Below are 26646 nucleotides of genomic sequence, written 5' to 3'. Positions count from 1 at the left end.
TCGCTCTCCATGTTGATGGCGGAATCCAATCTGCCATGCGGACCTAGGCATTGACCACTTCGCCACCGTTGATGTGAAGGACCTGACCGGTGATGTAGCTCGCCGCGTCGGATGCCAGAAACACGTAGCCTGCGGCCACTTCGAACGGTTGACCGGGGCGTCCCATCGGCGTCTTGGTCCCGAACTCGGCCACTTCCTCCGCGCTGAATGTCGACGGGATCAAAGGCGTCCAGATAGGTCCCGGCGCCACGCCGTTGACGCGAATACCGCGCTTGACCACCTGCAGCGCCAGCGACCGCGTAAAGGCGACGATGGCGCCCTTGCTGGCTGAATAGTCGAGCAGATGAGCGCTACCGCGGTAGGCCGTCACCGACGTCGTATTGAGGATCGCCGCACCCTTCTGCAATTGCGGCAACGCGGCACGAGTCACATGAAACATTGCGAACACGTTGGTCCGGAACGTGGCCTCGACTTGCCCCGGCGAGACCTCTTCGAGCGATTCGCGCGGGTGCTGCTCGGCGGCATTGTTGACCAGGATGTCGAGGCGGCCAAACCGGGCAATGGTGTCAGCCACGATCTTGTCGGCGTGGGCGACATCGGCAATATCGCCCGCCATCGCCAGCGCGCGCTGTCCCGACTCAGTGATCAGTCGCTCGGTCTCCTGGGCATCCTCATGTTCGTCGAGATATGAAAAGGCGACGTCTGCGCCCTCGCGCGCGAAGGCGACGGCAATCGCGCGGCCGATGCCGCTGTCGCCGCCGGTGATCAGCGCCACCTTGCCTTTTAGCCGGCCGCTGCCGACATAGTCGTCGGCGCCGCTGTCCGGCCGTGGCGTCATCTCGCTTTCCAGCCCCGGCTCGCGCGCCTGGTGCTGGGGCGGTACTTTCTGTGGCGTGGACATCGAGCGCTCCCATTGAATAACGGATAACCGATCTGCCAGCGCATGGCGCAATTTCCATGCCGCACGGCTGTGCGCGGCGCGCAGCGTCGCGGCGTGCCACCGCACGGGTAAGGGTTACAAACGATGGCAAGCTTTCCCGGCGCCACATGCGCGCATGGCCTGCGCGCGCATCGGCGGCACGGCACGAACCTTGCTGCCTGCAGCACATCGTCCACTCGCACACGACGGCCGATGACCACCAAGCGGAAGGAACCAGTACGCCTGCTCAGGGAAGGTGCCCGACTGATGGTTCCAGTCGATCATCTGCGCCCCACCCAGATCACGGTGGGCGGCTATCACGTCGCGCAGAAAATCCACGTCACGCGGCGCCTGTCGCATGCGGAATTGCCGGGCTTTCTGGACAAGCACCGGATTCATGTAGTGCTCGGTCCCGAACAGACGTTGTATGTGGTCGATCACCACCACTGGGTGCGTGCGTGGCACGAGATGGGGATCGTGATGGTGCCTGCGATCGTGCGGGCAGACCTGAGCCATCTTTCGCCACGCAAGTTCTGGAAGCACATGATCGACACGCACATGGTTCATCCCTATGACGAACACGGCAAGCGCCGGCCGTTGAAAGAGCTTCCCGGCGATATCCACGGTATGCGCGACGACCCGTACCGCAGTCTCGAAGCGTTTGTGCAGTTGGCCGGCGGCTATCGCAAGGTCAAGGCCGCGTATCCGGATTTCCGCTGGGCCGACTTTTTCCGCAAGCACATCGACGGCCCACTCGACAGCCATCACAGCTTCGCGACTGCGCTCGCGCGTGGGGTCAGGCTAGCGATGAGCCCGGCCGCGCGCGAACTGCCGGGATATATCGGTCCCTGCAAGCCGGCACGCCGCTAGCCCCCGCGTTTTTCGGCGGCCTCAGCCTTCAGAACGCGCGGCGGCGTCCGATGCGGCGGCGTTGCGGCGCGCCATATCGCGTGCGTGCGTCAGCGCGCAGCACAGCAGAAAATACGCGCGCTTGAATTCGTTGGCGGCTTCGTGCGTGCTGCCACTGCGCGCATGACGAAAGCCCGCGTGCAGTCTTTCCTCGATGCCGCGCTCGATCTCGGGCTGCAGGAAAACGGCTCGATCGCGATTGCGCCACATCGCCATGGTCGTGGTGTGGCGCGTATCCAGCGTCGCTGCGAGCCATGCCTGATCGGGGCTGCGCAATTCCAGACGCATCTCGCACAACGCCTGCATCAGCACGCGCGCCTGCCGCATATCGGCGCCACGCAGGGCACGCGCGCTGCTGCCCTTGGCGCGGGCCACCGTCGCAAGCCGCGCCGCGCGAATATGCCGCGCATTGGGATGGGGATGAGGGAGGACGACATCGGGCAGAATCGTCGGCGCATGCGTAGCGCAAAGCGATGCGTGCGCGGCTGATTCTTCCGATCGCTCTTGTCGTGCTGTTTGTATTGTCTTGGCTGTTTGCGCTGTTCGGGCGGTTGCCGCGCCGCTGCCATTGGCCTGCGTGCTCCGCGTAATGACTTGTTCCACCTTGGGCCTCGCTTGCTACGTGCTGGATGTTGTTGTGATGCACGTATCGATGCAATAGGCGTGCCGGGTAAATGCGGTGAACAAGCGATGAGAAAGCGATGAGAAGCCCGTGCATGGTCGCACCACATTCCCATGCATCCGCCCGCTTTACACGCGATCAAGCTGCCTTGCGAGCCGCGGCCGCGGGCGCCTGGGTACTTTCCAGCAAGGCCAGCAATCTCGCTTCGTCGGCGCGCAGGCGAATTGCGGAACGCGGTGCCGGTAAGGCTTGCAAAGTATCGGCCATGAACGCCGTCAGCACATCGGGATGCACGTAGCATTTGCGGCAGACCGCCATCGTATTTCGCAGCCGCCGTGCAACTTCGCGAATGACTTCCACCACGGCCTTCTTGCGTGCGGTTTCGCTGTCGGCCGCCGTCTTGCGCAACAGCGCCAGCGCGTGCACGCTGCCTGCCCACGTGCGGAAATCCTTGGCCGTGAAATCGCCGCCCATCACTTCGTGCAGATAGGCGTTGACGTCGACCGATCCGATCTCGCGGACGTCGCCCTCGCCATCCTTGTACTTGAACAGCCGCTGTCCGGGCAGTTCCGCGCAGTTGCGCACCACGCGCGCCAGCCGCGCATCGTTGACGGACACATCGTGCGTCACGCCGCTCTTTCCGGTGAACTGGAAGCGCAGCCGACTGCCCCGCACCACAACGTGCTTGCGATGGAGCGTGGTGAGACCGTAGGTACGATTCTGCTCGGCGTAGCGCGGCGTACCCACCCTTACCAGCGTGGCGTCGAGCAACGCCACCACTGCGGCAAGCACCTTTTCACGCGGCATACCGTTGCGCGCCAGATCGCGCGTCACGCGTCCGCGCAACCTTGGCAAGGCCCTGCCGAACGCCATCAGGCGCGTGTACTTGTTGGCATCGCGCAGTACGGCCCAGTCCGGGTGATAGATGTACTGCTTGCGGCCGCGCGCATCGCGCCCTGTCGCCTGCAAATGACCGGACGGATCGCAACACACCCAGACCGACTCGTAGGCGGGCGGGATGGCCAACGCGTTGATGCGGGCGAGCGTAGCCTCGTCGACACGCTTGCCGTCCGGGCCCACATAGGCAAAACCGGACCCGCTGCGGCGCCGCTTAATGCCGGGCTCGCTGTCGTCGACGTGGCGCAAACCCACGCGTTTCAGCGCCGCCGCCGTGGCGGCTGTGTCATCGTCAGGTTGGGGAGTGGCAGGATTGGCGGAGCTCATATGGCAACGATCTGCACAAGCCATGCCATCCGCCGAACATGTGATCGCTGTGGGACATGGCAGTTTTTACACGCCAGCCGCGCGCCAATCGTGCAAGTCTTGCAAGCGGCGTCCCCTCGACCCTCAAGCGCTCCGCCGCGGCTGGGCGGCAATGACCTGCGGATCGTTGTCGTCGTCGCCCGCCGTCACCGCCTGTGCCGGCTCGTCGGGCACAGTGGACAGGCCATCGTCGTGATGGGGCGCCGATGTCGCGCTGGACGGCTTCGACGGCCGGCTTGGCACCGCGGGGCCGGTACGCGCCTCGGTCACCATTTCGCGCAGCCAGCGCAGCAATAGCTTGGTGTAGGCGCGCTGGCTGTCTTCGGACGACAGGCCGTGGTCGGCGCCCTTGAGCACGCGGTAGGTGATAGAACTGGCCTGGATGCACGCATCGACGTAACTGAGCACCGCCGTGTGCGGCACGATGTTGTCGTGCTGGGATTCCACTACAAGTACGTCGCCCTTGAAGTTGGTACAGGCGCGCAGCGCCCGATTGCTCTCGGCCGCCACCACCTTGCGCCGATACGCCACCAGATCCTGGTCGCGATGCAGCTGGCGCTTGGGCGATTCCCACCCGCTGTCCATGTAGAGCGCGGGTGCGCGAAACGCCAGCCATCGTACTGAGCGCAGTTCGCACAACACCGCTGCCAGATATCCGCCGTAGCTGCTGCCCACCACCGCGATGGCGTTGCGGTCGACCTCGGGGTGCCGCACCAGCATGTCGTAGGCGGCCAGCACATCGGCGAGATTGCGCATGCGGCTGACGGTCTCGTATTGCGCGGCCGTGCCGGCATGGCCAGTCAGGTCGAACGTCATGCACACCGCGCCCAACCCCGCCACTTCACGGGCGCGTGCCAGATATTGCTGCTGACTGCCGCCCCAGCCGTGCACGAACAGCACGCCGGGTAACTTGGTGGCGGGCGAGATCACTGTCCCGGCGATGACGCCGCCATCGGTATGGATCTTTATCGATTCTTCATGTGTGGCCATTGGAAACGGACTCCAGAATTGCGTACTTGGTCAGTGCACCGACACTGCGGTCTTCTCCCTGAAAATAGACGTCCGCGCCCGCCGGCACGGTGACGTCAGCTCCGTAGATTTCTCGCGTGCTGGCGGTGGCGCGCACGCATTGCGGATCGGCCTGAAAGGCGGCCAGCGCCGCCAGTTCCGCGCCGGTCGCGCCGCCCACGCGCCACGACTGCTCCAGCACACCGAGGCAGGCCTGCGCGCCGTGCCGGCCCAGCGCCACGTCGTAGTTGCAGCGCGATACCAACACGCCGGGAAAGCACGCGACAGCCGCCGCGTGATAGGCGATGGCCGCGCGCACCGCATCGCGCAAATGCGCTTCCACCGGGTGAGCCAACAGATCCTCCAGCCCGCCGCGCACCATGCGCAGCGTGGAGCCGCCATAGACTTCCTGACCGGCATTGTTGGGCGTCAGCGTTTGCGTGCCGCAGTAGCTTGCGCGAAGATCGCCAATTTCCACCTGCCCCACGCTGTACGTCACCACGTCGTCAAGATTGCGTTCGAGCACGAGCCCTTCCCGGACCACGCGATCGGCGTCCAGGCCGGCCAGCGCCGCGTCAAGCTCGGCGGCGTTGCGCACCACCTGCTGTCCCAGCCCGCCGATCCCGCACGGCTCCTTGACCCGCACCGCGCCATCGCTCAGCATGCGTTGCCCGGCGCGACGCGCATCGTCGAGCGAGAACGCCGTGAATCCGGGCAGGACGTGGTCGCGCACATGCGCGGCAAACGCCTCGCTCCACCCTTCCGGCGCCTGCGCGTCGGGAGACACGAGCCCATGCGAGATCGCCTTGGTGCCGATGAAGGCGTGCGGCACTACGCCGCCAAACAGATTCTGCAGGCTTGTGATGCCAAGCTGCCGCGCGTGATCGAGACCGATCAGCGTTTGCTCGGGCACGAAGTAAAGCTTCCCGTCGGCGGTGCGGTGCGTTGCGGCGTCATAACTACCCGCATAGGTGAAGCCGGCCAGCCGCGCCACGCGCTGCGCGATGCCGGCGAGCGTGGCGCCCTGGTGGCTGCGCGGATCGTCACAATCGGCGCGGCCGTAGGCCACCACCCGAACGTCGCGGCTGACGGGATCGGGCGCAGCGTCGATGTCGATCGCCGCGGCCGAGGCCGATTGGGGAGTCGCGTGGGTCGCCATGTGGGCTCCTGTGCGGCCAGGCCGCTTTCTACGCCATGGGTTGTACGGTGTACGGAAGGACCGCGCGCACGCATCGGCCCGATTGCGCCGATGCGCTCAAGCCGCGGCGGACGCCTCTCCCGTTTCCTGCTGGACCGCTGGATGGTGGCGTCCGTGGCGCGATAGCTGCGCCTGCCGCTTGTCGCGGTGATTCAGATTGGCCTCGTCGATCGAGTGGCTGCATTTCACGCCGCCCTCCTCGTCTGCAAGCTTCGCGAGCTGCCGGTAGAACGCCACGAGCTGGCGTAGTTCTTCCTCGTCGAGGTCCTCGATCGAGACCAGATGGTTGCTGGCCTCGCGATGCGACGCCAGCAACTCGTTGAGCTTCAGGTGCACGGCAAGGGCGTCCTTGTTCTGGCTCTGCTGGATCAGGAACACCATCAGGAAGGTAATGATGGTGGTGCCCGTGTTGATCACCAGTTGCCATGTCTCCGAGAACTTGAACATCGGCCCGGTGACGGCCCATATCACCACCACGAGCACGGCCAGCACGAACGCCACCGGCGAGCCCGCCTGCCGCGTGGCGGAGCCGGCAAAGCGATCGAATAAATGCAGAATGCGGCGATTGGTTGGCTGTGGCATGAATCGCTCCCATGCGAAGCAGGACTGACTACATTGTAGGGAGCGCCCTCATGCAGTTTCAGTCGGTGGCGTCCTACAAGGATGTCATCCGGCACCGTGACACGTCGTTTCTACAAACCTCGACGTGAACCTGGGCGCTCCGCGTGGGCATGACGATTGCGTCTCACCGGTGTGCGTGCGCGGCAAGAAGCTGGCCGCGTCCATCTCTTGTCCGACAGGAAAGGAACCACCATGACGCAGACTGCAAACGCATCGCCCGAGCGGCTTCACAACGACGACGAAGACGAACAACTGCGCGAGCGCGTCGGCACGTGCATCGCCGAAGCGTGCGGCGGCGACATGCCGGACGGCGTGGCCGTGCACGTGGTGGATCGGCGCGTAACGATCACCGGCCGCGTGGAAGATATAGACATCGCGCAGCGCATCGAAAAGGCCGCGTCCACCCCGCCCGGCATCCTGGGCGTGTCAAACCAGTTGACCACGCGCGTACCGCCGCCCCAGGAACCGATGGGACAGCCGCCGGAAGCCACCGGCATGCGCGCCGACCCTTCCAACAAGCCGCCGGGCCAGGTCAACCACAAGGTATAACGGATCCAGAAACGAAAGCCGCCTCGCATGCGCAGTAACGCGAGGCGGCGGATTCTTGCCCGGCTCGCATCCGCCCGAGCCGGGTGGTGACAATACTGGCGTTCAAGCCCAGGGATCGTAGCGATCCTTTTCCCAGTAAGGCGAGATACCGTAGTACTCGTGAATGCTGGTGGCCCATTGCGAATTCGCCATGGTGGGCCAGTGCTCCTTGTCGAAACCAGGAGCGGCCTTGATCCGCTCTTTTTCGACGCCGAGCACGAAGCATTTGCGGCGCGTGTCGAGCGTCAGGGCGGACCAGGGCAACGCATGCAGGCGCTCGCCGATGCCCAGAAAGCCGCCCATCGCCAGCACCGCATACGCGATGCGACCGCCAAGCACGTCAAGCATGATGTGGTCGATCGTGCCGATTTCCTCGCCCGACGGATCGACGACCTTGTTTCCCTCGAGCGTATCGGAGGCCATCACAAACGGGCCGCAGCCGGCTCCTGTTTGATCGACATCGCCGATGATCGCGGCGCCGCGCACCGGGCCGCCGGGCGGCGGGGGTACTTGTGGTTCAACGGGCTTCATGAGCAGCTCCTCTGGGTGAAAAATAAAAAGGGAATCGATCACGCGCGCTCGCTCGCGCTGGTGCGGCCCACAGGCACCGGCGCGGCCAGGGGATCGAAATCTTCCCAGCGTCCGTTGCGCCATTGGCCCTCAGCGCGCTCCACGTCCTGCGCGCCGTTCTGTCGCAGTTCGTTGGCGACCAGCGTGGTGTTATCGGGACTGACATGCGCGGCCAGCAAAACGCCCGCGTGACGCATGCGGCCGCTACGCTGGCTGGTCAGCGACAGCGCGCCAACCAGCGACCCGCCATACGCGCCGAGCCCGGTCGCAAATGCCACCACCAGTACCAGCACCCACGGCTGCAGGTTCGCGCCATACCAGGCGCGCACCGCCGCCGCGAGGCAGATGCCGATACCCGCGCCGATAACCGCGCCGATCAACGCTCCACGGCCAGCGCCCTTGCCGGATTTTCGCGCAGCCGGGTCGGCCGCGTGGTCGCCGCCGATCGGATATGCCGCGTGCTGGCCGGCCGGATTCACATAGAACATGTTCAGATCGTCCTGCTTGACGCCCTTGGCCATCAAACGCGTTGCGGTCGTCTCGGCCCGGGCAAACGTATCGAATCGTCCTGCGATGATCGTAGACATCCTGAGGCTCCGTTCAAGGCATGTTGCAATGCAATGGTGTCCAGGCGCACAAGCCGGCGCTTCGGAATTTCAATCGCTCGGCTCGCCGGCGCCAACTGGCGCGACATCTCGCGGCGCGCTGCGCCTTCGCGCGCTTCAGCGCTTGTCGGTGGCGCCCTTGCGGTGCGCCGCGGCCTTTTCGCCGGTCGGCTGGTGTTCGCTGCCCTTCTTGAGTTTCCAGTCGACGTCGTCGCGCTTGGTCTGGGTCTGCTTTTCCGCGTGCACTGCAGCACCCGGCGAAATCGGATCGCTGGCCGGGAACGTCATGTCCAACGATTCGTCGACAGCGGCCTGATATGTGCGGGCCGGCTTATCGGATTTGCCGTGCGTGGATTTGTCCGATGCCTGCGTCGAAGGCTTGGCGGACGGCTTGTGCGATCCCTTCGATTCTCGTGCCATGGCGTCTCTCCAGTTGCATATCGCATATCGAGTTGGGATCCCCTGTTGGCGGGGCTCCGTGTGCATACGATGCAAGTGCCGGGCCAGCGCACGCGCGCGCCGAGGCGTGCGCAACGCGACGCGGGCCAGATCCGCCCCGCGGCGACGGCCAGCCGCGTTATGGCGGCGTTATCGAGGCGGTACTATGACGATAGCGGCACGACAGGAAAGGCGCGCGACGCGGCGCATGAGAGACGTTGCAGCGCACAAGGCGCTGCACTTTGTGCGCACGGCGGTAAAAACTGCCGCAGCACATGAGGTGGAAGCGAAGACTGGGCTTAGGCGGAATGCTTGCGCGGGAAACGGACGGCGATGCAGATCGTCACGCTATCGGTGTCGCACGCTTCGTTTTCCGCGGTCAGTTGCGCGCCCTGCAGTTCGACCATGCGGCGCGTCAGCAGCAGCGCGGTGCTCTGGCGCGGCGAATGACCGCCATCGGGCGGGATGCGGCGCGCGAAGAAATCGCTCAGCGCCGCCAGGCGGCTGGCGCCGCGCGTTTTTTCGACCGGCGGGCTCTCGGTAATCCGGAACTTGACGTAGTCGTCTTCCGCGGTAAGGTGCACGCTGACCGATCCGCCCGCGGCAGCGCGCCAGATGCAGTGCACCAGCAGGTGCCGGAGCAGCGGCGCCATGCGCAGCGAATCGCCCTGCACCAGAAAATCGCGCCCTTGCGGGCTACGGCAATCCAGATCGGTCAACATCACGCCTCGCGCCTCGGCTGCGGGCCGCTTATCGGCAATCGCCTGTTCGGCCACCACGCGCAGATCGGCTTCTTCCCACGCCGGGGTGCGTTCATCCGCCAGCAGGCGCACGCCTTCTTCCATTTCCTCGATCAGTGCCAGCTGCTGCTGCATGCCCGAGCGCATACCTGCCAGCGCGCGCTGCGCGGGGCCGGCCATCGCATCGATCGAGCGATCGAGTACGTAGCTCCAGCTCTGGATCGCATTCAGCGACGAGCGCAGGTCATGAGAAGCCTGCTCCATCAGGGCCGTTACCTCGTTGATGCTGTGCACGGGCAACGGCGCATCGCAGGGATCACAGACATCGTGGGACTGCGGTAGCGCGCTCGATGCATCGCGTGCATCACTGGAAGGGTTTCTGGGGGCGTCAGCCATGTCGCTGCTCAACCATTGATCTGCACTTGGGAAATTGCAATGGCACCTTGCACGCAAGAATCGTGCGCCCCGGCGGGCGCGTTGCTGCGCGATCGGCCCATGCCGTGGCGAATCGCCTCGCGGGACCGCGGCTCACGCGCGCTTATGAGGCCGCCGGAGGGCTGGCGTCACCGTTGCGCGACGTGCGCAGCCATTCGGGCAGTTCGCCCTTGGCCGCATAATCCTCCAGCCGGTTGTACAAAGTTTTCAAACTGATACCCAGAATTTCCGCCGCATGCTTCTTCACGCCGGCGCATTGCTCCAGCGTGGCGAAGATCAGCTGGCGGTCAGCCTCGGCCAGCGACATGCCCACCGGCACCGACACCATAGCCGTGCCGCTGGTGGGCGCGGCGGCCACCTGCAGTGGGATCTGTACCTCGGTGATCACATCCTGGTCGGCCATGATGTAGGCGCGCTGCACGAAGTTGCGCAGCTCGCGCACGTTGCCGGGCCAGGCGTGCATGCGCAGGCTTTCCAGCACGGTGGACGAGAAGCGTCGCTGCGTGCCTTGTTCCGCGTTCAATTGTTCGAGCATGGTGTTGGCGATCTGCACCACGTCGTCGCCGCGCGCGCGCAGCGGCGGTAGTTCGATCGGGAACACATTGAGCCGGTGATAGAGGTCGGCGCGCAGCTTGCCTTCGGCCACCGCTTCCTCCGGATTGCGGTTGGTGGCCGCCAGCACGCGCACGTCGGCATGCTGCTCGCGGTTGGTGCCCACGCGCATGAACGTGCCGTTTTCCAGCACGCGCAGCAGCTTGACCTGCAATTCGAGCGGCATCTCGGTGATTTCGTCGAGAAACAGCGTGCCGCCGTCGGCGCGTTCGAAGTAGCCCTTGTGCTGGCGGTCGGCGCCGGTAAAGCTGCCGCGCTCGTGACCGAACATTTCGGTTTCGATCAGCGTGGGCGAGATCGCGCCGCAGTTGACCGCAAGGAACGGCTGACGCCGGCGCGCCGACAACTCGTGCACGGTCTGCGCGGCCAGTTCCTTGCCGGTCCCGCTCTCGCCGATCAGCAGCACGGTGGCTTCGGTCGGCCCAACCTTGCTGAGCTGGTCATAGACCGCCTGCATGGCCTCGGAGCTGCCCAGCAGCCGGCCGAAGCGGCCGTAGCGCCGCAACTCGCCGCGCAGCGAATGAATTTCCGCGCGCAGCTCGCTCGTGGTGGCGATGCGCTTGAGCACGGTCTGCAGGCGCGTGACGTTGATCGGCTTGACCAGATAGTCGGTGGCGCCCAGCCGCAGCGCTTCCACCGCGGACTCGACGCTGGCATAACCCGTGGTCAGGATGACCTCGACGCCGGCCGATCCCACCTCGTCAAACAACTCCATGCCGCTGCCGTCCGGCAGACGCAAGTCCGCCAGGATGGCGTCGGGCATGCGCCATCCCAGTTGCAGCCGCGCTTCGCGCAGATTGCCGGCAGAGGCGGAGGAAAAACCTTCGATCGCAACGATTTCCTCCAGCGCCGCGCAGGCGTTTTCATCGTCGTCGACGATCAGGATGTGGGGCATAGGCGCAAGTAGGGAACGTCGTCTGACCAGCGTCGGGATGTCATGGCCGAAGCGGTGGAATGATAGTTAGGCGCACGGTTGGAGACTGCCGCCTCGCGCGCCGGTTTAGGCTGAAGTGTAATGATTGCACACTGGCCGATATGCCAGTGTCTGTCTTACACGCCTGTGGGATCATGCCGCGACGCGTCCTCGGGCGGTAGCCACTGGGCGCTCGAGCGGATAGCATGATAGGCATCTTCACCATCATGAAGCGCTCGCACCCCCCATCGCGGCATATGTGCCCCCGGCGGGACAGGGCGGCGCGCCAGACAAATCCGTGTCAACCACTGCCACGCTCCCTTCCGGACGCTCCGTCCCGCCCCCGGCCCGCACGCCGGGGCGCCGTGCCGCCCCGGCCCAGGTTTCGCCGCTCTGGGACAGCACGTCGCCAGCCATGCAACGCCTCATCGCCCAGCTCAACCGCGTCGCCGTGACCGACGTCACCATGCTGGCGGTGGGGGAATCAGGCACTGGCAAGGAGGTGGTGGCGCGGGCCGTACACGACCGCAGCAATCGCCGCAACGGCCCGTTCGTGGCGGTCAACTGCGGCGCGATTGCCCCGACGCTGATCGAATCGGAACTGTTCGGGCACGAAAAAGGCGGCTTCACCGGCGCGCTCGACCAGAAAGCCGGCTACTTCGAACAGGCGCAGGGCGGCACGCTGTTCCTCGATGAAGTCACCGAGATGCCGGTGGAGATGCAGATCAAGCTGCTGCGCGTACTGGAAAGCCGCTCGTTCCATCGTGTCGGTGGCGATACGCCGCTGGTGAGCGACGTGCGCATCCTGGCCGCCACCAACCGCGACCCGATGGAAGCCGTGCGCGGCGGCCAACTGCGCGAAGACCTGCTCTATCGGCTGGCGGTGTTTCCGCTCCATATTCCGCCGCTGCGCGAACGCGTCGAGGACATCACCGTCTTGGCGCGCCATTTTCTCGATGAATTCAACGCCATGGAGCAGACCGACAAGACCTTCGCGCCCGGATCGCTGGAACGCCTGACGCGCTACGACTGGCCCGGTAACGTCCGCGAACTGAAGAACACGATCTATCGCGCGTACATCCTGGCCGATCGTCAGGTGGAAATCGGCAACCCCGGCATGTCCAGCCAGCCGCCCCGGCCCACCACGGTGGACGGCGTGGTCAGCGTGCGCGTCGGCACCACACTGGCCGATACCCAGCGCGAGATTATCCTGGCCACGCTGGCCCGCTTCGACGGCGACAAACGCCAGGCCGCCAAGGCGCTCGGCGTCAGCCTGAAGACGCTCTATAACCGGCTCGACGTGTACCGCACGAGCTGATGGCGCGCCGGGGTCTCCCGGCGTTTTTTTTGCCCGCCATCTTCCATTTCGCACAGTCGGTCGCCTGCGCATCGACGCATCACGTCACCCGAACGGAGGATGTGGAGCGCCCGACGCACACGCCATTCCTACCCTGAACAGGGCGCCACGCACGCAATTTTTACAACCCTGACAGGTCCGCCTTCCTGGTCCGGTTACCGTCGATCTCCACCATTCCGTTGCTCCACCACGGCCGTGCTGAAAATCCTGTCGCGGCGCGCACACTGGCACGTGATTCGCATGTCCGGTCCGAATTGAAACAGACGAAACAGACGTCGCGCGCCCAACCTGCCCCGGGGCGCTCACGGCCAGAGGACTCTTGCAGTGCGCATATGCCAACTCAATCTGACGGACGCCCGGGCAGTGGATCGCGACGCGCTGGTACGCGCCGCGTCGCTCGGATTCGACCATATCCTGCTGGCCGGCTGGTCAGCGCCTCACACGTCGCAAGACGCCCTGCACCAGGCGCTACAGGCCTGCCGCGCCGAAGGGCTTGCCCCGCTGCTCGATCTGGCGCTCGATCGACTGCCGTCGAACATCGCCGGCCAGCATGACGGCTGGGTCGATCACGCGCGTCCGTCGGGCAGCCCCGACGCTACGGACAGTCATCTGCCCGGCGTGCGCGCGCGATGGTTCGACGACGCGATTGCCGAGCAACTGGTGGCGTGGTGGAGCGCGCAGCTTGGCGACGCCGTCCAGGCCGGCGCGGCCGGTTTCTGCTGCCGTGCCCCGGCGCGCGTGGCCGCTAGACACTGGACCGAACTGATCGAAACCGTGCGGCGTCAGGGCGACGCGCTGTTCCTGGCCTGGACGCCCGGCACTTCGCCCGCGCAACTCGAAGAGCTCGCCAGCGTGCCGTTCGACGGCGCGTTCTCGTCGCTGCCCTGGTGGGACTATCGCAGCGCCTGGCTGACCGAGGAGATCGCCCGGCTGCGCCGCTTCGGCCGCGTGCTGGCGGCGCCGGCGCTGGCGCCCGACGGCGTCGACGTGCTGGCTGCGCGCCGCGCGCTCTGGACCGCCGCCGCCATCGGCGACGGCTGGCTGGTGCCGGCCGGGTATGAAACGGGCGCTGCCGCAGCGCAGGCCGCCAGCTTCGATGGCAGTGCCGTGTCCTCTGCGGGACAGGGCGACGGCCCAGCCGGCGACATCGTCGACGCGCCTTACGATCTCACGCACGAACTGATGCAGGCCAACGCGTGGCTGACCGCGCGCGATCCCGAACCGGCCGTTGCCATCCGGCACGTCAGCGGCCCCGGCGCCCCGCTGACGGTACTGGCGCGCGTGCCGAGGTATGCCGCCAATGGCGCGCCCGCCGCACCGGCGCTTACGGTGGTGGTCAATCCCTGCCCGCTGGAGCCCGCCTGCCTGGGCGCGGACCGCGTGCTGGGCGCCTTGCCGCAGCCGGCCGCCACGCTGACACCCGCCGCAGGCGGCCCGGGCAGCGCGCTGGAAGCCGATACGCCGCTCGATCCTTCCAGCACCATCACATTGCCGCCCGCCGACATCCGCCTGTACGAAGCCCGGCCCGCGCCTGCGGCTGCCGCGCCAAAGCGCGCGCCCAACGGGCGCAAGACCACTAACCGCGCGCTGGCGTCGGCGCTGGCCGCTCCGCGCGTGGCCATCGAAAATCTCTCGCCCAGCGTCGACAACGGCCGCTTTGCCGTGCGCCGCGTGGTCGGCGAGCGCGTGGAGGTAACCGCCGACATCTGGATGGACGGTCACGACAAGCTGGCCGCGGCGGTGCTGTGGCGCGGCCCGGGCGACCAGGAGTGGCACGCCGCGCCGATGACGCACGTGGACAACGACCGCTGGCGCGGCAGCATTCCGATGGTGGCGCTGGGACGCCATGAGTTCACGGTCGAAGCCTGGCGTGATGCGTTTGCAAGCTGGCTCGACGAAATCGGCAAGAAGCGCAAGGCCGGCGTGCAGATCACGCTCGAGATCGAGGAAGGCACGCGGCTGGTAGCCGAAACGCTGAACAGCCCGCAGGCGAGCGGCATCGACGATGCCGCCGCATTGCTGGCGGATCTCGACGCAGCAGCCGGCGACGATGCGCTGCGCCTGGAAATACTGCTTTCACCTCGCACCGAAGCCGCCATGCGCGCGGCCATGGCAACGCCCGCCGGCCGGCCGTTCGCCAGCCGCTATCCCACCGCGATGCCGATCGAGGCCGATCGTCTGGCCGGACGCTTCGCCAGTTGGTACGAGCTGTTTCCGCGATCGGAAAGCGGCGACGTCAATCGCCACGGCACCTTCGACGACGTGATCCGGCGTCTGCCGGCAATTCGCGCGATGGGCTTCGACGTGCTGTACTTTCCGCCGATCCATCCCATCGGCCAGGCACACCGCAAGGGCAAGAACAACAGCCTGAAGGCCGAGCCGGGCGACGTCGGCAGCCCCTACGCGATCGGCAGCGCCGAAGGCGGCCACGACGCGATCCACCCGCAACTGGGCACGCTCGAGGACTTCCAGCGGCTGCGCCAGGCGGCGGCCGCGATGGGCATCGAGCTCGCGCTCGACTTCGCCATCCAGTGCTCGCCCGACCATCCGTGGCTGCGCGAGCATCCCGAGTGGTTCTCGCACCGGCCCGACGGCACGCTGCGCTACGCCGAGAATCCGCCCAAGAAATACGAGGACATCGTCAACGTCGATTTCTACGCCGCTCCGCCGGCCGGCGAACAGCTGTGGCAGGCGCTGCGCGACGTGGTGATGTTCTGGGCCGAACAGGGCGTGCGGATTTTCCGCGTCGACAATCCGCATACCAAGCCGCTGCCGTTCTGGGAATGGATGATCGCCGATGTGCGCGCCCGATATCCGGACACGCTGTTCCTGGCCGAGGCGTTCACGCGGCCCAAGATGATGGCGCGGCTGGCCAAGCTGGGCTTCGCGCAGTCATACACGTACTTCACGTGGCGCAATACCAAGGCCGAGCTGACCGAATACATGACCGAGCTGACGCAGAGCCCGTTGCGCGAGTTCTATCGTCCGCACTTCTTTGTCAACACGCCCGATATCAACCCGTTTTTCCTGCACAACGGGGGACGTCCCGCGTTTCTGATTCGCGCCGCGCTGGCCGCGCTGCTGTCCGGCCTGTGGGGCATGTACAGCGGTTTCGAGGTTTGCGAAGGCGCCCCGCTGGTGCTGAACGGCGTGGAGCGCGAGGAATATCTCGATTCCGAGAAATACCAGCTGCGCGTGCGCGACTGGCAGGCGCCGGGCAATATCGTGGCCGAGATCGCGCGGCTCAATCAGATTCGCGCCAGTCATCCGGCGCTGCAGAACCATCTCGGGCTGCGCTTCTATCACGCCAGCGACGACGCGGTGCTGTATTTCGCCCGCTATGTGCGCGCCGATCCGTGCGATCCGGCCAGCGCGGCGGGCACGGAGGCCGTGCGCCAGCGCGAGTTCGGCGACGACGTGCTGCTGGCCGCCATCAACCTCGATCCGCGCGCCGCCCGCGAATGCGACATCGAACTGCCGCTGTGGGAGTGGGGACTGCCCGACCACGCCGCGCTAAACGCGGAGGACCTCATGCACGGCAAGCGCTTCACGTGGCACGGCAAACGCCAGCGCATCCGCCTCGATCCGCACGAATTGCCGTTTGCGCTCTGGTATGTGCGCCCGCAACAACAAGGAGAAACGGCATGAAGCGACTCTCCGAGCGCGCCAACGCCGCACTGCTCAATGCGGATCCGCTCTGGTACAAGGACGCGGTCATCTATCAGCTGCACATCAAGTCCTTCTACGATGCCAATGGCGACGGCGTGGGCGATTTCGCCGGGCTGCTGGCCAAACTCGACTACCTGGTAAGCCTGGGCGTCGACACCATCTGGCTGCTGCCGTTCTACCCGTCGCCGCGCCGCGACGATGGCTACGACATTGCCGACTATCGCAACGTGCATCCCGACTACGGCACGCTGGCCGAGGCCAAGCGCTTTGTCACCGCGGCGCATGCGCGCGGGCTGCGCGTGATCACCGAGCTGGTGATCAACCACACGTCGGACCAGCACCCGTGGTTTCAGCGCGCGCGCAAGGCCAAGCCGGGATCAGCGGCGCGCAACTACTACGTGTGGTCCGACAACGACCAGAAATACGCGGGCACGCGCATCATCTTCTGCGACACCGAAAAGTCGAACTGGAGCTGGGACGCGGAGGCCGGCGCGTATTTCTGGCATCGCTTCTATTCGCACCAGCCCGACCTGAATTTCGACAATCCGCAGGTGCTCAACGAAGTGCTGTCGGTGATGCGATTCTGGCTCGACATCGGCATCGACGGACTGCGCCTGGACGCGGTGCCGTACCTGGTGGAACGCGAGGGCACCAGCAACGAGAACCTGCCGGAAACCCATGAGGTTATCCGCAAGATCCGCCGCCACCTGGACGAGCACTACACGGGCCGCATGCTGCTGGCCGAGGCCAACATGTGGCCCGAGGACGCGCAGCAATACTTTGGCGGCGCCAGCGGCGGCGGCACGGCCGACACCACCGGCGCGGCCAGCCCGGACGGCGGCATCCAGGGCGACGAATGCCATATGTCGTTCCACTTTCCGCTGATGCCGCGCATGTACATGGCCATCGCGCGCGAGGACCGTTTTCCGATCACGGACATCATGCGCCAGACGCCGGAAGTGCCGCCCAATTGCCAATGGGCGATCTTCCTGCGCAACCACGACGAACTGACGCTGGAAATGGTCACCAGCAGCGAGCGCGATTATCTCTGGGAGGTCTATGCCACCGACCGCCGCGCACGCATCAACCTCGGCATTCGTCGACGCCTGGCGCCGCTGATGGAACGCGACCGCCGCCGTATCGAACTGATGAACAGCCTGCTGTTCTCGATGCCGGGCACGCCGGTGATCTACTACGGCGACGAGATCGGCATGGGCGACAACATCCACCTGGGCGACCGCGACGGCGTACGCACGCCGATGCAATGGTCGCCCGACCGCAACGGCGGTTTCTCGCATGCCGATCCGGAACGGCTGGTATTGCCGCCGTTGCAGGGGCCGCTGTATGGCTATGAAGCCGTCAACGTCGAAGCGCAGACGCGCGATCCGCATTCGCTGCTGAACTGGATGCGCCGCATGCTGGCGCTGCGGCGCCAGCACCATGCGTTCGGCCGCGGCACGCTGCGCTTCCTGTTTCCCGGCAACCGCAAGATCCTTGCGTATCTGCGCGAATACGACGGCGAGCACATCCTGTGCGTGGCCAACCTGTCGCGCGCGCCGCAGGCCGTAGAGCTGGACCTGTCGCAATTCAACGGGCGCGTACCGGTGGAAATGCTAGGCGCCACGCCGTTTCCCGCCATCGGCCAGCTGACCTATCTGCTGACGCTGCCGCCGTATGGCTTCTACTGGTTTGTGCTGAGCGAAGACGCGGCGCCGCCCGCCTGGCACGTGCATGCCCCCGAACAAATGATCGATCAAGTCACGCTGGTCCTGCAGAACGTCGGCCAACGCAGCGAGCTAACGGAAGCCGCGCGCCGTACGCTGAACAACGAGGTGCTGCCCCACTACCTCGCCCGCCGCCGCTGGTTTGCATCGAAGGGCGAGCGCATCGAACGCGTGAGCGTGGCCTATGCATGGCCGATCGCGCAGGTCGACAACAGCGAGGAGATCTGGCACTGCGAAGTGGAAGTCTCGCTGCCGGGCCGCACCGAATGCTATCAACTGCCGGTGGCGCTGCTGTGGGACCGCGAAAGCACGGACGGCATGCCGCAACTGGTGCACGGCCTGTCAATGGCGCGCGTGCGCCGCGGCAGCCGCGTCGGCGTGGCCACCGACGGCTTCGTGCTCGAATCGTACGCGCGCGCCATCGTGAAGGCGATGCGCAATGGCGTGCAGGCGGAAACCGCGCGCGGCGTGATCCGTTTCCAGGCCGAACCGGGCCTGGCCGCCGCGCCGCTGGAAGACGAGCCGGTGCAGTGGATGTCGGCCGAGCAATCGAACAGCTCGCTGGCGTACGGCAACAGCGCGGTGTTGAAACTGGTGCGGCGCGTGGCCGGCGGCGTGCACCCCGAGGCCGAAATGACGCGCTACCTGACCGCCAACGGCTACACACATTCCGCGCCGCTGCTGGGCGAAGTGGTGCGCGCCGGCGCTGACGGCACGCCGCATACACTGATGCTGCTGCAGGGCTACATCCTCAACCAGGGCGATGGCTGGGACTGGACGCTCGACTACCTGGGCCGCACCATCGACGACGCGCTGCCCTCCACCGACGGCGAGGACGAATTCGACGAGTCACTGAACGGTTATGCCGCGATGGTCGGCACGCTGGGGCGGCGTCTGGCCGAACTCCATGCGGTCCTGGCGCGGCCGGCCGAAGACGCTGCGTTTGCGCCCGAATCCGCCGGTGAGGACCATGCCAGCGAATGGGCCAACGAGGCATTGCATTCGCTGAACGAGGCGCTCGATCTGCTGAAGGCACACCGCAAGTCGGCCACCGGCGATTTCGCCAGCGATATCGACATGCTGCTGGACAGCCGCGACGCACTGCCGCGTCTGGTGGCGCGGCTCGCCACGGCCGCGCCGGGCAGCCTGCAGACGCGTATCCATGGCGACTTCCATCTGGGACAGATCCTGATCGCGCAGAACGACACCTATATCGTCGATTTCGAAGGCGAACCGCGCCAGCCGCTGGCCTTCCGCCGGCGCAAGACGTCGCCGCTGCGCGACGTGGCCGGCCTGCTGCGCTCGCTCGATTACGCGGCGGCCACGGTCGGCACCGATCGGCGTGAACGCACCCATGCCACCTTGCCGCCCGCGCAGGCGCAACGGCGCGCCGCGCTGCTCGACCGCTTTCGCGCCACGGCCGGCAACGCGTTCCTGCACTGCTATGCGCAAACCATGGCGGCCGCTGCGCAACCGTGGGCCACGCCGGAGCAGTTGCATCCGCTGCTCGACCTGTTCCTGCTGGAACGCGCGGCCTACGAGGTGGGCTATGAAGCGGCCAATCGCGTGGCGTGGATCGACCTGCCCACCAGCGGGCTGGCGCGTCTGGTCCGCAGACTTCTGGGAGACGATCATGGCCAGCAATGACGCCGCGCTCGACCTGCCCGCGCCGACCCTGCCGGGTCCGGTCATCGATGCACTGCGCGAAGGTCGGCTTGCCGATCCGTTCGGCGTGCTGGGTCCGCATCGCGACGAACATGGCATGACGGTGCGCGCCGTGGTACCCGGCGCTGCAGCCATGCAGCTTACCGATGCGCATGGGGATTTCCTGGCCGACATGGTGCAACTGCATCCCGACGGCGTGTTCGCGGGCCGCTTGCCCGATTGGCCTGAGACCGGCCGCAATCCGGTCGGCAATCAGCCCGACGCGCAGCGCCTGCCAGGCGTCCAGGACTATCGCCTGCGCGTCCGCTGGCCGGACGGCAGCGAGCAGATCAGCGCCGACCCGTACGCGTTCGGCCTGCTGCTTGGCGATCTCGACCTGCATCTGTTCAACGAGGGCCGCCATCTGGAACTGGGCAAGTGCCTCGGTGCGCAGTGCCTGACGATCGAGGGAGAGCCCGGCGTGCGCTTTGCCGTGTGGGCGCCCAACGCGCAACGTGTGTCGGTGATCGGCGATTTCAACGGCTGGAATCCTGCACGGCATCCGATGCGGCTTCGCCTGGGGTCCGGAGTCTGGGAACTGTTCGTGCCGCAGGCGATGGGCGCGGCGGGCGGCAGCCGCTACAAGTACGACATGACCGGCCCGCACGGCGAGGCGCTGCCCGACAAGGCGGACCCGGTGGCGCAGGCCACCGAGCTGCCGCCGGCCACCGCGTCGGTGGTGGCGTGCGCGGGCCGTATGGCGCCGCCGTTCCAGTGGAATGACGCGGCGTGGCTGGAACAGCGCGCACGCACCGATCCCTATGCGACGCCCATGTCGGTCTACGAGCTGCATGTCATGTCGTGGCAGCGCGCGGCCAACGATACCGGGCGCGGCTGGGATATCCTGGCCGAGCGGCTGATTCCGTACGTGCGCGATCTGGGCTTCACGCATATCGAACTGCTGCCGGTGACCGAGCATCCGTTCGGCGGATCTTGGGGCTACCAGCCGCTCTCGCTATTCGCGCCCACATCGCGGCTGGGTCCACCAGACCGGTTTGCAGCGTTCATCGACCGCTGCCACCAGGCCGGCATCGGCGTGATCCTCGATTGGGTGCCCGCGCACTTCCCCACCGATCCGCACGGGCTGGCGCAATTCGACGGCACCGCGCTGTACGAACACGAGGACCCGCGCGAGGGCTATCACCAGGACTGGAACACGCTGATCTACAACCTCGGCCGCAACGAGGTGCGCGGCTTCCTGCTGGCCAACGCGATGCATTGGCTCGAACACTTCCACGCCGATGCGCTGCGCGTCGACGCCGTGGCGTCCATGCTGTACCGCGACTACAGCCGCGAGCCGGGCCAATGGGTGCCAAACCGCTTTGGGGGCCGCGAGAACCTGGAATCGGTGGCCTTTCTGCGCGAGATGAACGCGCTGGTGCGCGAGCGCTGCCCCGGCGCGCTGACCATCGCGGAAGAGTCCACCGCATGGCCCGGCGTCACGGCAAGTGTGGAATCGGGCGGCCTGGGCTTTCATTTCAAGTGGAACATGGGCTGGATGCACGACACGCTGCGCTATTTGTCACACCAGCCGATCCACCGTCCATGGCACCACAGCGACATGACTTTCGGGATGGTCTACGCCTGGTCCGAAGCGTTCGTGCTGCCGCTGTCGCACGACGAAGTGGTGCATGGCAAGGGATCGATGATCGGCAAGGCGCCCGGCGACGACTGGCAGCGCTTTGCCAACCTGCGCGCCTACTACGGCTTCATGTGGACGCACCCGGGCAAGAAGCTGCTGTTCATGGGCGGCGAGTTCGCGCAGTGGCGCGAATGGAACCATGACGAGGAACTCGACTGGGCGCTGCTCGATCAGCCCGCGCATCGCGGCGTGCATTCGCTGGTGCGCGATTTGAACCGCCTGTATCGCAGCCTGCCGGCGCTCCATGCCGCCGATCACCGGCCCGAAGGTTTCCAGTGGATCGTGGGCGACGATCACCAGAACAGCGTCTTTGCCTATCTGCGCCGCGCCGCGGCCGACAGCCGCGACACGGTGCTGGTGGTGGTCAACATGACACCGGTGCCGCGCTACGGCTACCGCGTGGGCGTGCCGTTTGCGGGCGACTGGGAGGAATGCCTGAACACCGACGCCGGCGTCTACGGCGGCAGCAACCTGGGCAACGGCGGGCGCGTGCAGGCCGACGCGACGCCATCGCACGGACAGCCGGCATCGGTGGCGCTGACGCTGCCGCCGCTGGCGACGCTGGTCTTGCGCCCCGCAACCGATTTGTAATCACCGCCACACCGACAACAACCACAAACAGGAGCCTCTTGGATGGCGAGCAATACCGTGGATCGCCTGCTGCCCGGAAAACCGTGGCCGCTTGGCGCGCATTGGGATGGACTGGGCGTCAACTTCGCCGTGTTTTCCGCCAACGCCAGCCGCATCGACCTGTGCCTGTTCTCGGCCAATGGTCGCAAGGAAGTGCAGCGCCTGCAGCTGCCCGAATGCACCGACGAGATCTGGCATGGCTATCTGCCGCACGCACAGCCTGGCCTGCAATACGGCTTTCGCGCGTTCGGCCCGTACGAGCCCGCGCGCGGCCATCGCTTCAATCCGTACAAGCTGCTGCTGGATCCGTATGCGCGCGCGCTGAGCGGACCGGTGCGCTGGTCCGACGCGCTGTTCGGCTATCGCCTGAACAGCCCGCGCGCCGACCTCACGCCGGACCGCCGCGACAGCGCGCCGACCATGCCCAAAAGCGTGGTGGTCGACGAAAGCTTCAACTGGGGCGACGATCGCCCGCCCGCCCATCCGTGGCCGCAAACCTCGATCTACGAGGTCCACGTGCGCGGCGCATCGATGCTGCGCGACGATCTGCTGCCGCAGGCGCGCGGCACGTTTGCCGCCCTGGCCGATCCGCGCTTCATCGATCATCTGCACAAGCTCGGCGTCACCTCGATCGAACTGCTGCCGATCCATGCATTCCTGCAGGACCGCTTCCTGATCGAGCGCGGCCTGCGCAACTACTGGGGCTACAACACGCTGGCGTTCTTCGCGCCGGAACCGATGTACATGTCCGGCCGCCAGCTCCATGAAGTCAAGATCGCGATCCGCCGCCTGCATGCGGCCGGTATCGAAGTGCTGCTCGACGTGGTCTACAACCACACCTGCGAAGGTAACGAACTCGGGCCCACCATGTCGTGGCGCGGCCTGGACAACGCCAGCTACTACCGGCTGATGCCGGGCGACGAACGGCACTACGTCAACGACACCGGCTGCGGCAATACGCTGAATCTTTCGCATCCGCGCGTGCTGCAGATGGTGATGGATTCGCTGCGCTACTGGGTCGAGGTGTTCCATGTCGATGGTTTCCGCTTCGATCTGGGCAGCACGCTGGGCCGCGAGCCGACTGGCTTCGATCCCAATTGCGGTTTCTTCGATGCGTTGCTGCAGGATCCGGTGCTGTCGCGCGTGAAGCTGATTTCCGAGCCGTGGGATCTGGGCCCCGGCGGCTATCAAGTGGGCAACCATCCGCCCGGCTTTGCCGAATGGAACGACAAGTACCGCGACAACGTGCGCCGCTTCTGGCGCGGCGACGCGGGCCAGCGTGGCGAACTGGCGGCCCGTCTGACCGGCTCCGCGGACCTGTTCGACCGCCGTCATCGCAAGCCGTGGGCCAGCATCAACTTCATCACCGCGCACGACGGCTTCACGCTGGCCGATCTGGTCAGCTACAGCCACAAGCACAACGAGGCCAACAACGAGGACAACCGCGACGGCAACGACGACAATGCCAGCGCCAACTGGAGCCCGGACGGCAGCGTGGAAGGCCCGACCGACGACGAGGCAATCCTGGAAACGCGCAGCCGCGTGGCGCGCGCGATGATGTCGACGTTGCTGCTATCGCAAGGCACGCCGATGATCACCGCCGGCGACGAATGGGGCCGCAGCCAGCAGGGCAACAACAACGCCTACTGCCAGGACAACGAACTGTCGTGGCTCAACTGGAATGACGCGGGCGATCCGTCCAACGCGCCGATGTTGCGCGTGGTGAGCCGCCTGCTTGAGCTGCGCAGCCAGTTGCCGGTGCTGACCGAAAACCGCTTCGTGCACGGACGCTCGCAACCGGCGCCGGGCTTGCCCGATATTGCGTGGTTCGGCCCCGATGGCAACGAGCTGAACAGCGACCAATGGGCCAACCCGGAAGAGCGCACGCTGGCCTTGCGCCGCGCCACGCACACGGCGCAGGAAGAGGTCGAAGTCATCCTGCTGTGTCTGAACGCCACCCACGAGGACGTAGTATTCCGCACGCCAGCGCCGGGCGAGGACTGGCGTCTGTTGTTCGATAGCGCTGCGCCCGATCTGGAGGACGATCCGGTGCCGGCCGACGAGGAAGGCCGTCCCGCGTACAAGGTGGCGGCGCACAGCGTGGCGCTGCTGGCGGCTGCCGTGCCCAAGGACGAGGGTCCATCGCAATGACCACCGGCGATCCGCTCCGTCAACTGGCAGCGCGCGCGGGCCTGCAGGTGCACTGGCGCGATGCGTGGAACCGGCCGCAGGCGTTGACCGACGAGGCCCTGCGCGCGGTGCTCACGGCGCTGGAGCTGCCGTGTGGATCCGCCGGCGAATGCGCGGCGTCGCACGCGCGGCTGGCTGCTGACGACGGCGCGCAGCCGCTGCCACCGCTGATCACCGCCGATCAGCATCAGCCCGTGATCGTGCCGTGGGCGCATACCGTGCCGCAGCGGCCCTATCGTCTCGATCTCGAGGACGGGACGATCATCGAGGGCGTGGCGCAGCGCATCAGCGAGAGCGCCATGCAGATCGAGCCGATTGCGCAGTGGGGCTATCACCGTCTGTTGCTGGGCGATGCCGAAACCATCGTGGCGGTGGCGCCGCCGCGATGCTTTGGCGTGGCCGACGCACTAGCCGCTTCGCCGCGCGCGGCGCAGGCGCGCAAACCTTGGGGCGTCTCCGTCCAGCTCTACGGCCTGCGGCGCGGCGCCGATACGGGACTGGGCGACCTGAGCACGCTGGCACTTTGCGCCGAAGCCGCGGCGCGTGCCGGCGCCGATGCGGTGGCGATCAACCCGCTGCACGCGGGCTTCATGGGCCTGCCCGAACGCTACAGCCCGTACTCGCCATCGAGCCGGATCTTTTTCAATGCGCTGTACGCCGATCCCGCGCGTGTGTTCGGCCAACAGGCCGTGGCCGACGCGATTGCCGCGCTGGGCCTGGGCGACGCGCTGGCACTGGCCGAGCGGCGCGCGGAAATCGACTGGCCGGCGCTGGCGCACGCACGCCATGCGCTGCTGCGCGCATTGTGGGAGCGGCATGACACGCTGCTCAGCACCACGCAACGTCAGGCATTTGCCGCATTCCGTGCGCGCGGCGGCAATGCGCTGCTGGCCCATGCGTGCTTCGAAGCGATTCAAAACGCGCGCCTTGCCGACGTGCGCGAGCGCGAAGCCGCTGGCGGCCTCTCGCCTGAATCCTTGCAAGAAGCCATCGCCGACGCGGCCGACTGGCGACGCTGGCCAGTGGCATTGCGCTCACCGAACGGCGCGGCCGTTACCGCGTTTGCGACCGAGCATCCCGACGCCATCGGCTTTCACACCTTCGTCCAATGGCTGGCTGCCGACGGGCTCGACGACGCGCAGCAGCGTGCGCGCCGCGCGGGCATGGCGATCGGCGTAATTGCCGATCTGGCCGTCGGCACAGACCCTGGCGGCAGCCATGCATGGACGCGCCAGACCGAAATCATCAACGGCTGCCATGCAGGCGCGCCGCCCGATCTCTATAACCCGCTGGGTCAGGACTGGGGCGTGGCCGTGTTCTCGCCGCGCGGATTGCGTCGCCATGGCTACGCCGCATTCATCGAGATGCTGCGCGCCAATCTGGCCCACGCGGGCGGCTTGCGCATCGACCACGTGCTGGGCCTGGCGCGCATCTGGCTGGTGCCGTCGGGCGCGCCCGCCAGCGCCGGCGCCTATCTGTCATATCCGCTCGACGATCTGCTGCGCCTGGTGGCGATCGAGTCCTGGCGGCACCGCGCGATCATCATCGGCGAAAACCTCGGCACCGTGCCGGAAACGCTGAACGCCGCGCTCGAAGCACGCGGCGTGCTTGGCATCGACGTGCTGTGGTTCGAACGCGCGGCGCAGGATGACGACGCGGCTGGGGCAGAGGATGCGGCCAAAGAAGCGGCGACGCCGCAATCCGCCGACACGGGCACCAAGGCATCCGATGAAGCGTGCGTCGATAAAGACGCCGATGAAGACGCCGATGCGTCCGCGCCGTTCCTGCCGCCGTGGCAATGGCCCGCGCAAGCGGTGGCCACGACCACCACGCACGATCTGCCGACCATCGTCGGATGGTGGTCCGGCAACGACATCGCGTGGCGCGCGCGCCTGCGGCAGTTGGGCGCCGATGAAACCGAAGCGTCGGCCATGGCGGCGCGCGCGCGTGAGCGCAGCGCGCTATGGCAGGCGATGTGCGACGCAGGCGTGGCGCATGGCGACGAACCGCCGCCGCAAGCCGCGCCGGTCGATCTCGTGCTGCAGTGGCTCGGGCGCGCCGCGACACCGCTGCGCCTGGCGCCGATGGAAGACCTGCTTGCGCTGCGTGAGCAGCCCAACCTGCCCGGTACGATCGCCGATCACCCCAACTGGCAACGGCGCATCGACGCCGACGTGCGCAACGTGTTCGACCGTCCCGAAGTGCGGCGCCGTATTGCGGCGCTGACCGCCAATGGCGAAGAGGCCAGCGCGAGCGCAACGCATACCGGCAAGCGCAGCGATGGGTAAA

The 26646-nt window shown here is 66.5% G+C and carries 19 protein-coding genes; 8 read left to right on the top strand and 11 right to left on the bottom strand.

Features of this window, described 5'->3' with window-relative positions; all coding sequences use genetic code 11:
• Window positions 1-43 precede the first annotated feature (43 nt).
• Window positions 44-901 carry an SDR family oxidoreductase gene (locus F7R19_RS17215; RefSeq protein ID WP_150981395.1) on the bottom strand — a complete coding sequence of 286 codons (858 nt, stop codon included), beginning with the start codon at window positions 899-901 and terminating at the stop codon, window positions 44-46.
• A 231-nt stretch (window positions 902-1132) separates the two neighbouring features.
• On the opposite strand from F7R19_RS17215, the gene F7R19_RS17210 reads away from it, so the two are divergent.
• The gene (locus tag F7R19_RS17210) at window positions 1133-1789 is read left to right on the top strand and encodes a ParB-like protein (RefSeq protein ID WP_150981394.1); all 657 of its coding nucleotides are present in this window, start codon (window positions 1133-1135) and stop codon (window positions 1787-1789) included.
• Window positions 1790-1810: 21 nt separating this feature from the next.
• Here F7R19_RS17210 and F7R19_RS17205 read toward each other — a convergent pair whose 3' ends face one another.
• From F7R19_RS17205 to F7R19_RS17185, 5 genes are all read right to left on the bottom strand, one after another.
• Window positions 1811-2203: a hypothetical protein gene (locus F7R19_RS17205; RefSeq protein ID WP_150981393.1), complete on the bottom strand. Its 393-nt coding sequence runs from the start codon at window positions 2201-2203 to the stop codon at window positions 1811-1813.
• A gap of 385 nt (window positions 2204-2588) precedes the next feature.
• On the bottom strand, window positions 2589-3674 hold the full coding sequence (locus F7R19_RS17200) for a DNA topoisomerase IB (RefSeq protein ID WP_150981392.1): 1086 nt from the start codon (window positions 3672-3674) through the stop codon (window positions 2589-2591).
• 123 nt (window positions 3675-3797) lie between these two features.
• Window positions 3798-4703, bottom strand: a complete 906-nt coding sequence (locus F7R19_RS17195) for an alpha/beta hydrolase family protein (protein WP_061956982.1) — start codon at window positions 4701-4703, stop codon at window positions 3798-3800.
• Window positions 4690-5880 (bottom strand): DUF3182 family protein, encoded by a 1191-nt coding sequence (locus F7R19_RS17190; RefSeq protein ID WP_150981391.1) that lies wholly within the window; start codon window positions 5878-5880, stop codon window positions 4690-4692. The genes F7R19_RS17195 and F7R19_RS17190 overlap by 14 nt, the downstream gene beginning before the upstream one ends.
• Window positions 5881-5976: 96 nt before the next feature.
• Window positions 5977-6501 (bottom strand): low affinity iron permease family protein, encoded by a 525-nt coding sequence (locus F7R19_RS17185; RefSeq protein ID WP_061956984.1) that lies wholly within the window; start codon window positions 6499-6501, stop codon window positions 5977-5979.
• 231 nt (window positions 6502-6732) lie between these two features.
• On the opposite strand from F7R19_RS17185, the gene F7R19_RS17180 reads away from it, so the two are divergent.
• A complete protein-coding gene (locus F7R19_RS17180; RefSeq protein ID WP_150981390.1) occupies window positions 6733-7089 on the top strand; it encodes a BON domain-containing protein in 357 nt (118 codons plus the stop codon).
• A gap of 102 nt (window positions 7090-7191) precedes the next feature.
• Here the strand turns inward: F7R19_RS17180 and F7R19_RS17175 are convergent, their stop codons facing one another.
• The 5 genes from F7R19_RS17175 to F7R19_RS17155 all read right to left on the bottom strand — a co-directional run bounded on the left by F7R19_RS17175 (window position 7192) and on the right by F7R19_RS17155 (window position 11423).
• Window positions 7192-7659, bottom strand: a complete 468-nt coding sequence (locus F7R19_RS17175) for a PRC-barrel domain-containing protein (protein WP_061956986.1) — start codon at window positions 7657-7659, stop codon at window positions 7192-7194.
• 38 nt (window positions 7660-7697) lie between these two features.
• The gene (locus F7R19_RS17170; protein ID WP_061956987.1) at window positions 7698-8285 is read right to left on the bottom strand and encodes a hypothetical protein; all 588 of its coding nucleotides are present in this window, start codon (window positions 8283-8285) and stop codon (window positions 7698-7700) included.
• A 135-nt stretch (window positions 8286-8420) separates the two neighbouring features.
• Complete coding sequence (locus F7R19_RS17165; RefSeq protein WP_223506203.1) at window positions 8421-8723, bottom strand: hypothetical protein; 303 nt, start codon at window positions 8721-8723, stop codon at window positions 8421-8423.
• A gap of 317 nt (window positions 8724-9040) precedes the next feature.
• Window positions 9041-9877 carry a sensor histidine kinase gene (locus F7R19_RS17160; RefSeq protein ID WP_223506205.1) on the bottom strand — a complete coding sequence of 279 codons (837 nt, stop codon included), beginning with the start codon at window positions 9875-9877 and terminating at the stop codon, window positions 9041-9043.
• Window positions 9878-10019: 142 nt separating this feature from the next.
• A complete protein-coding gene (locus tag F7R19_RS17155) occupies window positions 10020-11423 on the bottom strand; it encodes a sigma-54-dependent transcriptional regulator (RefSeq protein WP_061956988.1) in 1404 nt (467 codons plus the stop codon).
• A gap of 316 nt (window positions 11424-11739) precedes the next feature.
• Here F7R19_RS17155 and F7R19_RS17150 point away from each other — a divergent pair, with 316 nt between their 5' ends.
• The 6 genes from F7R19_RS17150 (at window position 11740) to malQ (ending at window position 26645) form a co-directional block, all read left to right on the top strand.
• The gene (locus F7R19_RS17150; protein WP_061956989.1) at window positions 11740-12759 is read left to right on the top strand and encodes a sigma-54 interaction domain-containing protein; all 1020 of its coding nucleotides are present in this window, start codon (window positions 11740-11742) and stop codon (window positions 12757-12759) included.
• A 363-nt stretch (window positions 12760-13122) separates the two neighbouring features.
• A complete protein-coding gene (locus F7R19_RS17145) occupies window positions 13123-16446 on the top strand; it encodes an alpha-1,4-glucan--maltose-1-phosphate maltosyltransferase (protein WP_150981389.1) in 3324 nt (1107 codons plus the stop codon).
• The gene (treS, locus tag F7R19_RS17140; protein WP_150981388.1) at window positions 16443-19838 is read left to right on the top strand and encodes a maltose alpha-D-glucosyltransferase; all 3396 of its coding nucleotides are present in this window, start codon (window positions 16443-16445) and stop codon (window positions 19836-19838) included. The genes F7R19_RS17145 and treS overlap by 4 nt, the downstream gene beginning before the upstream one ends.
• On the top strand, window positions 19825-22128 hold the full coding sequence (gene glgB, locus F7R19_RS17135; protein ID WP_150981387.1) for a 1,4-alpha-glucan branching protein GlgB: 2304 nt from the start codon (window positions 19825-19827) through the stop codon (window positions 22126-22128). Before treS ends, glgB begins: the two co-directional genes overlap by 14 nt.
• A 42-nt stretch (window positions 22129-22170) precedes the next feature.
• On the top strand, window positions 22171-24318 hold the full coding sequence (gene glgX, locus F7R19_RS17130) for a glycogen debranching protein GlgX (RefSeq protein ID WP_150981386.1): 2148 nt from the start codon (window positions 22171-22173) through the stop codon (window positions 24316-24318).
• Complete coding sequence (gene malQ / locus F7R19_RS17125; RefSeq protein WP_150981385.1) at window positions 24315-26645, top strand: 4-alpha-glucanotransferase; 2331 nt, start codon at window positions 24315-24317, stop codon at window positions 26643-26645. The genes glgX and malQ overlap by 4 nt, the downstream gene beginning before the upstream one ends.
• Window position 26646 lies beyond the last annotated feature (1 nt).

It is taken from the genome of Cupriavidus pauculus, assembly GCF_008801835.1.
GTDB classification, from domain to species: domain Bacteria; phylum Pseudomonadota; class Gammaproteobacteria; order Burkholderiales; family Burkholderiaceae; genus Cupriavidus; species Cupriavidus pauculus.
The sequence above is the reverse complement of the archived record's forward strand: the minus strand, read 5'-3'. Positions and strand labels throughout refer to the sequence as shown.